Origin of the sequence: Pseudomonas sp. 2,4-D (assembly GCF_030418155.1) — a bacterium.
GTDB lineage: Bacteria > Pseudomonadota > Gammaproteobacteria > Pseudomonadales > Pseudomonadaceae > Aquipseudomonas > Aquipseudomonas alloputida.
In genome coordinates, this window is sequence record NZ_JAUHUI010000005.1 from 174,798 (window position 1) to 185,122 (window position 10,325).

Below are 10,325 nucleotides of genomic sequence, written 5' to 3' on the forward strand. Positions count from 1 at the left end.
GCGAAGATGACAGCGCGGTGCCGAGGTGCATGGCACCGGCTTCGCCGGTGTTCGCGGGTAAACCCGCTCCTACGGGGGGCACAGTCTGAGCCTTGTTAACGGGCTTTCTCGATGCGCCAGATGCCGAACGGCAGGTGCCAGGGCTCTATGCGCATCCATTGGGTCTTGCCGTACCAGGACCAGCGGTGGCCGTTCATCAGGTCTTCACCCTGGGTTTCGGCGTTGTCGTCCAGCCCCAACTCCCACAGTGGCAATTCGAAGTGCGCCTCCTGGGCGTTGTGCGGGTCGAGGCTGACGGCCACCAGGATGTAGTTGTCACGCTCGGGCGTACGCTTGGCGAAGTACAGAATGTTGTCGTTCCAGCAATTGAAGAAGGCCACGCCCAGGTGGGTTTGCAAGGCGCGGTTCTGCCGGCGAATACGGTTGAGCTGGGCGATCTCGGCGATGATGTTGCCGGGCTGGGTGAAATCGCGTGGACGGATTTCGTACTTCTCCGAATCCAGGTACTCCTCCTTGCCCGGCAACGGCGTGCCCTCGCACAGCTCGAAGCCCGAATACATGCCCCACAAGCCTGAGCCCATGGTCGCCAGCGCGGCACGGATAAGGAAACCTGCGCGGCCTGAGGTGTGCAGGAAAAACGGGTTGATGTCCGGTGTATTGACGAAGAAGTTGGGCCGGTAGCACTGGCTCCACGGCGGCTGGTTGAGCTGCTCGAAATATTCGCGCAGCTCCTGCTTGTGGTTACGCCAGGTGAAATAGGTATAGCTCTGTGCGTAGCCGACCTTGCCCAGGCGCGCCATCATCGCCGGTTTGGTAAAGGCTTCGGCGAGGAAGATGACGTCGGGGTGCTGGCTGCGCACATTGGCGATCAGCCATTGCCAGAACGGCAACGGCTTGGTGTGCGGGTTGTCGACGCGGAAGGTCTTGACGCCCTCCTCGACCCAGCCGACCACCACATCGCGCAGGGCGAGCCACAACGAAGGCACGGCCTCTGGCGCATAGAAATCGACGTTGACGATGTCCTGGTACTTTTTCGGCGGGTTTTCGGCGTAGCGGATGGTGCCGTCCGGGCGCCAGCTGAACCAGCCCGGGTGCTCCTTGAGCCAGGGGTGGTCCTGAGAGCACTGGATGGCGAAATCGAGGGCAATTTCCAGGCCGTGTTCCGCCGCCGCAGCCACCAGTCGACGGAAGTCATCGCGGCTGCCCAGTTGCGGGTGAATGGCATCGTGGCCACCCTCCGGGCTGCCGATGGCATAAGGGCTGCCCGGGTCGCCCGGCTCGGCCTTGAGGGCGTTGTTGCGGCCCTTGCGATGCTGCATGCCGATGGGGTGGATGGGCGGGAAGTACAGTACGTCGAAGCCCATGTCGCGGATCATCGGCAGCCGTTCGTGCACGTCGTTGAAGGTGCCGTGACGCTGCGGGTCGTCGGTAATCGAGCGCGGGAACAGCTCGTACCAGCTGGCGAACAGGGCGGCCGGGCGGTCGACATCAAGGGGGAAATCAGGGCTGCGGGTCAGGTAGCTGCGGTGTTCGGCTTCGCCCATCAGGCGGGCGGTGGTCGGGTCGAGAAACACGGCCACCTGATCATCGGTACTGAGGGTGGCCAGGCGGTTCTGCACGGCCTCGAGCTCCTCGCGCAGGGCGCCGCTGCACAGCTCGATGCCTTTGCCCAGCATCAAACGGCCTTCTTCCAGCTCCAGTTTGACCTCGACGCCGGCGTGGTACTTCTTCTCCAGATCGTGGCAATAGGTGGCAAACGGGTCGATCCAGGCCTCGATACTGAACCGGTGCGGGCCCAGCTCGGTGGGGGTGAATTCGGCCTGCCACAGGTCGTTGCCCGCCGACTGCATCGGCACACAATGCCAGCGCCTGCTGTGGGCCTGGCGCCAGTTGAGCATCACCGCCAGGCGGTCGTGGCCGTCGCTGTACGCCTTGGTGCTGACTGTCACGGGCTGGCCGCTGACGGCCTTGGCGGCGAAGCTGCCGGCGTCGAGCACGGGTTGGGTGTCTTCGATCACGATGCGTGGCGCCAACAGCGCCTGGGCAAGGCTAATGGCCTGGTCCGGGTGATCGTTCGCCATGGGCACGCTTTCAAAGGGCTCGTTTCGTGACATCGACCTTGCTCCCTCAGGCTGGTGGCGGTAAGGGTTCAGAGCCGGGCACAGGCGCGGGGTTCAAAATAATTGAGCGAACGGCAGCTGCCAGCGGTCAGAGCCTACAGCACCTCTTCACTCACCCACGCGAGGTCAGGCCATGAACATTCCCATTCCACCGGAGACACCCGATCCCAATATCGACGACCCGAGCTTGCCACCACCCGTACCGGAAGAAGACCCGGACGAGCTGCCGATCAAGCCGACCGTGCCGCCGACAGTGGGCGACCCGCCGAGCCAGGAGCCACCGGTGAAGGCTTAAGGGTAGACCACGCCATCGGCGTGAACAGCTAATGTCCGCTGCTCCATTGAAAGGTTGAGGATGACCGGGTGCTTGGCAAGGTGAAGATCTTGCATTGATCGGGCCGGCCTCTTCGCGGGTAAACCCGCGAAGAGGCCGGCCGCGCCAGCACATCAACCCGCAGATGCAGCTGCAATCTCCGCCACACTGATCTCACGCATGCGAAACTTCTGCACCTTGCCGGTCACCGTCATCGGGTACTCGTCGACGAAGCGGATATACCGCGGCACCTTGAAGTGGGCAATGCGCGCCTTGCACCAGCCCTGCAGTTCCTCGACCGTGGCGCTGTGCCCCGGGTGCAGCTTGATCCAGGCGACGATCTCTTCGCCATAGCGGCTACACGGAATGCCGATCACCTGCGCATCGGCCACCGCCGGGTGGGTGTAGAAAAACTCTTCCAGCTCACGCGGATAAATGTTCTCGCCGCCGCGAATGATCATGTCCTTGTTGCGCCCGACGATGCGCACATAGCCCTGCTCGTCCATCACCGCCAGGTCACCCGAATGCATCCAGCCAGCCGGGTCGATGGCATCCGACGTGGCCTGGGGGTTGTCCCAGTAGCCCAGCATCACGCTGTAGCCGCGGGTGCACAGCTCGCCAATCTCACCGCGCGGGACGATGCAGCCATCGGCGTCCACCAGTTTGTTTTCCAGCTGCGGCTGGGTGCGCCCGACGGTGGTCACGCGCAGCTCCAGGTCGTCGTCCGGGCCGGTCTGCAGTGACACCGGGCTGGTTTCGGTCATGCCGTAGGCGATCTGCACTTCTGCCATGTGCATCTGGTCGATGACCCGGCGCATCACTTCGATCGGGCAGGTAGCGCCGGCCATGATGCCGCTGCGCAGGGTCGACAGGTCCATCTGCGCACGCGAGGGGTGATCAAGCATCGCGATGAACATGGTCGGCACGCCGTACAGGATGCTGGCACGCTCCTCGGCCACGGCGCGCAGGGTGAGCTCGGCGTCGAAGGCGTCGTTGGGGTAGATCATGGTGCTGCCGTGGGTGATGCAACCGAGGTTGGCCATGACCATGCCGAAACAGTGGTACAGCGGCACCGGGATCACCATACGGTCGCGGGCCGTCAGGCCAAGGCTTTCACCCACCATGAAACCGTTGTTGAGGATGTTGTAGTGACTGAGCGTGGCACCTTTGGGCGCACCGGTGGTGCCGGAGGTGTACTGGATGTTTACCGGCTGGTCGAATTGCAGGCTTTGCTGACGGGCTGTGCAGGCTTCGGCAGACGTCTGCCCTGCCCGCTCGGCCAGTGCGTGCCAGGGCAGGAAACCGGCAGGCGGGTTGGCGGCCAGGCTGATGACGCCACGCAACTGGGGCAGGCATTCACTGGCCAGCTCACCAAGCCGGGCGCTGGCCAGTTCAGGCACCAGCTCCTGCAGCATGGCGTGGTAATCAGACGTCTTGAAGGCTTCAGCGCAGACCAGCCAGCGGCAGCCTGACTGGCGCAACACGTATTCCAGTTCACCCACACGGTAGGCCGGGTTGATGTTGACCAGGATGGCACCGACCTTGGCACTGGCCAGCTGCAAGATGCACCACTGGGCGCAGTTGGGCGACCAGATGCCAACACGGTCGCCAGTGTTCACGCCCAGTGCGATCAGGGCGCGGGCATATATTTCGACCTGTTCGGCCAACTGCCGCCAGCTGTAACGCAGGCCCTGGTGGCGGGACACCAGGGCCTCGCTGTCGCAACAGCGGGCCACGGTGGCATCGAAAGCCTGGCCGATGGTCTGTGTCAGCAAGGGTCGGTCCTGGCGACCGCGGGTATAGCTCGGTTGACTCATGGGTGTCCCTTCTTGTGGTTGTTTTGGGCACGGCTGAAGCAAGCGGGAATACTCTGTCGCAGATTTACGTTTACGTAAAGGTGACGAGTGGATTGACAGTGCGTTCTCGCAGGCTTACGTTAACGTAAAGGTGATGAACGATACCGGGATCTCCGGCATGACGCCGACCCTTGTAGGAGCGGGCTTGCCCGCGAAGCGATCACCCAGGCAATGACGGTGGTCCTGCTGACGCATTCGCGGGCAAGCCCGCTCCTACAGAGGTCAGCGGATAGCCCTTGAGCTACGGTGTTACCCAATTTCCAAGAACAAGAAGGTGCCCCAGCATGCATTACCCCTCCCTGAACTTCGCCCTGGGCGAGACCATCGACATGCTCCGCGACCAGGTGCGCACCTTCGTCGCCGCTGAACTGGCCCCAAGGGCCGCGCAGATCGACCACGACAACCTGTTCCCCGCCGACATGTGGCGCAAGTTCGGTGACATGGGCCTGCTGGGCATCACCGTACCGGAAGAGTACGGCGGCGCTGGCCTGGGCTACCTGGCCCATGTGGTGTCGATGGAAGAAATCAGCCGTGGCTCAGCCTCGGTGGCACTGTCCTACGGCGCCCATTCCAACCTGTGCGTCAACCAGATCAACCGCAACGGCACCCACGAGCAGAAGCTCAAGTACCTGCCCAAGCTGATCAGCGGCGAGCACATCGGCGCCTTGGCCATGAGCGAGCCCAATGCCGGCTCCGACGTGGTGTCGATGAAGCTGCGCGCAGAAAAACGCGGCGATCACTACGTGCTCAATGGCAGCAAGACCTGGATCACCAACGGCCCCGACGCCAACACCTACGTGATTTACGCCAAGACCGACCTGGACAAGGGTGCGCACGGCATCACCGCGTTCATCGTCGAGCGTGACTGGAAAGGCTTCAGCCGCAGCAACAAGTTCGACAAGCTGGGCATGCGCGGGTCCAACACCTGCGAGCTGTTCTTCGATGGCGTGGAAGTGCCGGCAGAGAACATCCTGGGCCAACTCAACGGCGGCGTGCGCGTCCTCATGAGCGGCCTGGACTACGAACGTGTGGTGCTGTCCGGCGGCCCGACCGGCATCATGCAAAGCTGCATGGATCTGGTGGTTCCGTATATCCACGACCGCAAGCAATTCGGCCAGAGCATCGGCGAGTTCCAGCTGATCCAGGGCAAGATTGCCGACATGTACACCCAGCTCAATGCCAGCCGCGCCTACCTGTATGCCGTGGCCCAGGCGTGCGACCGTGGCGAGACCACCCGCAAGGACGCTGCCGGCGTGATCCTGTACACCGCCGAGCGCGCCACGCAAATGGCCCTGGAGGCGATCCAGATTCTTGGCGGCAACGGCTATATCAACGAATTCCCGGCTGGGCGCCTGTTGCGCGACGCCAAACTGTACGAAATCGGTGCCGGCACCAGCGAAATCCGCCGGATGCTGATCGGCCGCGAGCTGTTCAACGAAACCCGCTGAACATAAGGGACGGGCGCACATGGCTACCTTGCACACCCAGATCAACCCGCGTTCGGCAGAATTTGCCGTCAACAGCGCGGCCATGCTCGAACAGGTCCAGGCCCTGCGCGGCCTGCTCGCCCAGGTTGCCCAGGGCGGCGGGCCCAAGGCCCAGGAACGGCATACCTCGCGTGGCAAACTGCTGCCGCGCGAGCGTATCGACCGCCTGCTGGACCCGGGCTCGCCGTTCCTCGAAATCGGCCAGTTGGCCGCCCATGAGGTGTACGGCGAAGACGTGCCAGCGGCGGGCGTGATCGCCGGCATCGGCCGCGTGGAAGGCGTGGAATGCATGATCGTGGCCAACGACGCCACGGTAAAAGGCGGTTCGTACTACCCGCTGACGGTCAAGAAGCACCTGCGTGCGCAAACCATCGCCCTGCAGAACCGCCTGCCGTGCATCTATCTGGTGGACTCCGGCGGCGCCAACTTGCCACGCCAGGATGAAGTGTTCCCCGACCGCGAGCATTTCGGGCGCATCTTCTTCAACCAGGCCAACATGAGCGCGCAAGGCATCCCGCAGATCGCCGTGGTGATGGGCTCGTGCACCGCTGGCGGCGCGTACGTGCCGGCCATGGCCGACGAAGCGATCATGGTGCGCCAGCAGGCGACCATCTTCCTCGCCGGCCCGCCGCTGGTGAAAGCCGCCACCGGCGAAGTGGTGAGCGCCGAAGACCTCGGCGGCGCCGATGTGCATTGCCGTACCAGCGGCGTCGCCGACCATTATGCCGACAACGACGAACACGCCCTGGCCATCGCGCGACGCAGTGTGGCCAACCTCAACTGGCACAAGCTCGGCAAGCTGCAGCGGTTTGCACCAGTGGCACCGCTTTATGCGGCCGACGAGCTGTACGGCGTGGTTCCGGCCGATGCCAAGCAACCGTTCGACGTGCGCGAGGTGATCGCACGCCTGGTCGATGGCTCGGTGTTCGATGAATTCAAGGCGCTGTTCGGCACCACCCTGGTGTGCGGCTTCGCCCACCTGCATGGCTACCCGGTGGCCATCCTGGCCAACAACGGCATCCTGTTCGCCGAAGCCGCGCAAAAAGGCGCGCACTTCATCGAACTGGCCTGCCAGCGTGGCATCCCTTTGCTGTTCCTGCAGAACATCACCGGTTTCATGGTCGGTAAGAAATACGAAGAAGGCGGCATCGCCAAGCACGGCGCCAAACTGGTCACCGCCGTGGCCTGCGCCCAGGTGCCGAAGTTCACGGTGATCATCGGCGGCAGCTTTGGCGCCGGCAACTACGGCATGTGCGGCCGCGCCTACGACCCACGCTTCCTGTGGATGTGGCCCAACGCGCGGATTGGCGTGATGGGCGCCGAACAGGCCGCCGGGGTGCTGGCCCAGGTCAAGCGCGAGCAGAGCGAACGCAGCGGCCAGCCATTCAGTGCCGAAGACGAAGCCAGGCTCAAGCAGCCGATCCTCGATCAGTACGAGCGTCAGGGCCACCCCTATTATTCCAGCGCCCGCCTGTGGGACGACGGCGTCATCGACCCGGCACAGACCCGCGACGTCCTCGGCCTGGCGTTGTCTGCCGCGCTGAACGCGCCGATCGAACAGAGCCGCTTCGGCATTTTCCGGATGTGACCCATGAGCGATTTCAGCACCCTCGAAGTGATCCGCGACCCACGCGGCTTCGCCACCCTGTGGTTAAGCCGTGAGGACAAGAACAACGCCTTCAATGCGCAGATGATCCGCGAGCTGATCGTGGCCATCGACCAGTTGGCCGAAGACGCCAGCCTGCGCTTTGTGCTGCTGCGCGGCCGTGGCCGGCACTTCAGCGCCGGTGCCGACCTGGCCTGGATGCAGCAGTCGGCACAACTGGACTTCAACACCAACCTGGATGACGCCCACGAACTGGGTGAGCTGATGTACGCCCTGCACCGCCTCAAGGCCCCGACCCTGGCCGTGGTGCAAGGCGCAGCCTTCGGCGGCGCGCTGGGCCTGATCAGTTGCTGCGACATCGCCATCGGCGCCGAAGACGCCCAGCTGTGCCTGTCGGAAGTACGCATCGGCCTGGCCCCGGCGGTGATCAGCCCGTTCGTGGTCAAGGCCATTGGCGAACGCGCCGCGCGCCGCTACGCCCTCACCGCCGAGCGTTTCACTGGCGTGCGCGCCCGCGAGCTGGGCCTGCTGGCCGAGGTGTACCCGGCCAGCGAACTGGACAACCACGTCGAAGCCTGGGTAAGCAACCTGCTGCAGAACAGCCCACAAGCATTGCGCGCCACCAAGGACTTGCTGCGCGAAGTGGACGACGGCGAACTCAGCCCGGCCCTGCGCCGTTACTGCGAAAACACCATCGCCCGTATCCGCGTCAGCGCCGAAGGCCAGGAGGGCCTGCGCGCTTTCCTGGAAAAACGCCGCCCCGCCTGGCAAACCGTTGACAAGAAGGAGCCGCGCCCATGAGCCGCCCCGCTTTGACCACCCTGCTGGTCGCCAACCGCGGCGAAATCGCCTGCCGGGTGATGCGCACCGCCAAGGCCATGGGCCTGACCACTGTTGCCGTGCACAGCGCCACCGACCGTGACGCCCGGCATAGCCGCGAAGCTGATATCCGCGTGGATCTCGGTGGCACCAAGGCCGCCGAAAGCTACCTGCTGATCGACAAGCTGCTGGCAGCAGCCAAGGCCAGCGGTGCCCAGGCCATTCACCCAGGTTATGGTTTCTTGTCCGAGAACGCAGGTTTCGCCCGCGCCATCGAGCAGGCCGGGCTGATATTCCTCGGCCCACCGGCCAGCGCCATCGACGCCATGGGCAGCAAATCGGCAGCCAAGGCGCTCATGGAGGCAGCCGGCGTGCCGTTGGTTCCGGGCTACCATGGCGAGGCCCAGGACCTGGACACGTTCCGCGCCGCGGCCGAACGCATCGGCTACCCGGTGCTGCTCAAGGCCAGCGCTGGCGGCGGTGGCAAGGGCATGAAAGTGGTCGAGGAAGAAAGCCAGTTGGCCGACGCCCTGGCCTCGGCCCAGCGTGAGGCACAGTCGTCGTTCGGCGATGCGCGCATGCTGGTGGAAAAGTACGTGCTCAAGCCGCGCCATGTCGAAATCCAGGTGTTTGCCGACCAGCACGGCAACTGCCTGTACCTTAACGAACGCGACTGTTCCATTCAGCGCCGCCATCAGAAGGTGGTGGAAGAGGCCCCTGCCCCCGGCCTGTCGCCCGAACTGCGCCGGGCCATGGGCGAAGCGGCGGTGCGTGCCGCCCAGGCTATCGGTTACGTGGGTGCCGGCACCGTGGAGTTTCTGCTTGATGCACGTGGCGAGTTCTTCTTCATGGAGATGAACACCCGCCTGCAGGTGGAACACCCGGTCACTGAGGCCATAACCGGCCTGGACCTTGTTGCCTGGCAAATTCGCGTGGCCTGTGGCGAAGCCCTGCCGATCACACAGGAACAGGTGCCGCTGATCGGCCATGCCATCGAAGTACGCTTGTATGCCGAAGACCCGGCCAATGATTTTTTACCCGCGACCGGCAAATTGGCGCTGTACCGTGAATCGGCGCCTGGCGAAGGCCGGCGGGTGGACAGCGGGGTCAGCGAAGGCGATGTGGTGTCGCCGTTCTACGACCCGATGCTGGGCAAGCTGATTGCCTGGGGCGAAGACCGCGAGCAGGCGCGCTTGCGCTTGCTGGCCATGCTCGATGAGTTCGCCATTGGCGGGCTGAAGACCAACATTGCCTTCCTGCGGCGCATTCTCGCCCACCCGGCATTTGCTGCGGCGGAGCTGGATACTGGCTTCATTCCGCGTCATCAGCAGGTTCTGCTGCCTGCGCCGCAAGCACTACCGGCAGCCTTCTGGGAAGCGGCGGCAGAGGCGTGGCTGCAGGGCCAGGGGGTCCATCAGCGCGAAGACGACCACCATTCACCTTGGGGCGGGCGTAACGGCCTGCGCTTGGGCCTGCCGGCACGCAGCAGCTTGCATCTGGTGAGCGCTGGCCAAGACCAGGCAGTGGCCCTGGAACGCAGCGCTGCTTCCACCTGGCAGCTGCAAGGTGAGCAGTTGGTGCTTGATCAGAACGGCGTGCGTCGCCAGCATCTGGCAATACGTCGGGGTGGCACGCTGTACCTGCACTGGGATGGCGAAATGCATGCCATCGAAGCCTTCGACCCGATTGCCGAGGCCGAAGCCAGCCACAGCCACCAGGGCGGGCTGGGTGCGCCCATGAACGGCAGTATCGTGCGGGTGCTGGTCGAACCTGGGCAGGTGGTGGAAGCCGGTACTGCGCTGGTGGTATTAGAGGCCATGAAGATGGAGCACAGCATTCGTGCGCCGCATGCCGGCAAGGTGAAGGCGCTGTTCTGCCTGGAGGGGGATATGGTCAGCGAAGGGACTGTGCTGGTCGAACTGGTGGAATAACGGTGCCGGAGGGCCGCTTTGCGGCCCTAACGCAACACAAGGCCGCCCCTGCAACAGCCCGTAGGAGCGGGTTTACCCGCGAAAGGGCCGGGCCTGCTGGCCAATTTCCACCCGCCGTTCACCGTTACCGCCGCCACCGTATTCGCGGGTAAACCCGCTCCTACACACATGCACAGGCCGTCGTAGGAGCGGG

Annotated in this window: 7 protein-coding genes; 5 read left to right on the top strand and 2 right to left on the bottom strand. The window is 64.2% G+C overall.

Features of this window, described 5'->3' with window-relative positions; genetic code table 11:
• Window positions 1–95 precede the first annotated feature (95 nt).
• A complete protein-coding gene (locus QYE47_RS06770) occupies window positions 96–2,114 on the bottom strand; it encodes an alpha-1,4-glucan--maltose-1-phosphate maltosyltransferase (protein ID WP_070383615.1) in 2,019 nt (672 codons plus the stop codon).
• Between the two features lie 139 nt (window positions 2,115–2,253).
• Between QYE47_RS06770 and QYE47_RS06775 the strand changes: the two genes are divergently transcribed.
• Entirely contained in the window at window positions 2,254–2,415 is a 162-nt protein-coding gene (locus QYE47_RS06775; protein WP_003251307.1) for a hypothetical protein, read from the top strand.
• Window positions 2,416–2,567: 152 nt separating this feature from the next.
• Here the strand turns inward: QYE47_RS06775 and QYE47_RS06780 are convergent, their stop codons facing one another.
• The gene (locus QYE47_RS06780; protein WP_070383614.1) at window positions 2,568–4,250 is read right to left on the bottom strand and encodes an AMP-binding protein; all 1,683 of its coding nucleotides are present in this window, start codon (window positions 4,248–4,250) and stop codon (window positions 2,568–2,570) included.
• A gap of 323 nt (window positions 4,251–4,573) precedes the next feature.
• Here QYE47_RS06780 and QYE47_RS06785 point away from each other — a divergent pair, with 323 nt between their 5' ends.
• The 4 genes from QYE47_RS06785 to QYE47_RS06800 are packed head-to-tail and all read left to right on the top strand — an operon-like array spanning window position 4,574 to window position 10,132.
• Complete coding sequence (locus QYE47_RS06785) at window positions 4,574–5,737, top strand: isovaleryl-CoA dehydrogenase (RefSeq protein ID WP_003251317.1); 1,164 nt, start codon at window positions 4,574–4,576, stop codon at window positions 5,735–5,737.
• A 19-nt stretch (window positions 5,738–5,756) separates the two neighbouring features.
• A complete protein-coding gene (locus QYE47_RS06790) occupies window positions 5,757–7,364 on the top strand; it encodes a carboxyl transferase domain-containing protein (RefSeq protein WP_014590338.1) in 1,608 nt (535 codons plus the stop codon).
• A 3-nt stretch (window positions 7,365–7,367) separates the two neighbouring features.
• A complete protein-coding gene (locus tag QYE47_RS06795) occupies window positions 7,368–8,183 on the top strand; it encodes a gamma-carboxygeranoyl-CoA hydratase (protein ID WP_070383613.1) in 816 nt (271 codons plus the stop codon).
• A complete protein-coding gene (locus QYE47_RS06800; protein ID WP_070383612.1) occupies window positions 8,180–10,132 on the top strand; it encodes an acetyl/propionyl/methylcrotonyl-CoA carboxylase subunit alpha in 1,953 nt (650 codons plus the stop codon). Before QYE47_RS06795 ends, QYE47_RS06800 begins: the two co-directional genes overlap by 4 nt.
• Window positions 10,133–10,325 lie beyond the last annotated feature (193 nt).